We start from the raw sequence: 472 nt of genomic DNA on the forward strand, positions 1-472 counted from the left end.
CTTCCAGGTTCGGATTTAGGTCCGGGTTTGAAGCTGATCCTTATGATGTCGTTGATGGCCTAGCCGGCCGGACACGAAAGAGGGATCGGTGGAGATAGGAAGCTTGTCACTCTGGTCGGTCGTTGTTGGGTTCTTCGGAGCCTTCTGACGATCTATTGATGTCCGTTTGCTAACCGCGCGGACCCGGATTTAATCTCGAGAAGCTGGTCTTTGATCAGGCACAAGCGGGCCGCTCGGCGTGGCCCCGATAAAGTGACCTGATCTATAAGAACACGTCGATGGCATCATGAGATGGTTGGGTTGTAAAAGGTAGCCCGGCTGTTTGTTCGAAAGAGCAGGCTATAATGATGAGCATTGGCAATGAGAACGATTAAGTGTCGTAAGGGCATTTGGTGGATGCCTTGGCATGCACAGGCGAAGAAGGACGTGATACGCTGCGAAAAGCCGTGGGGAGCTGCGAATAAGCTTTGAT

The 472-nt window shown here is 52.1% G+C and carries 1 rRNA gene; it reads left to right on the plus strand.

The window, feature by feature from the left end:
- Positions 1–368: 368 nt before the first annotated feature.
- A 23S ribosomal RNA gene (locus tag ACRQ1B_RS29170) occupies positions 369–472 on the plus strand; the annotation flags it as partial.

Origin of the sequence: Endobacterium panacihumi (assembly GCF_050847465.1) — a bacterium.
Lineage (GTDB): Bacteria > Pseudomonadota > Alphaproteobacteria > Rhizobiales > Rhizobiaceae > Neorhizobium > Neorhizobium panacihumi.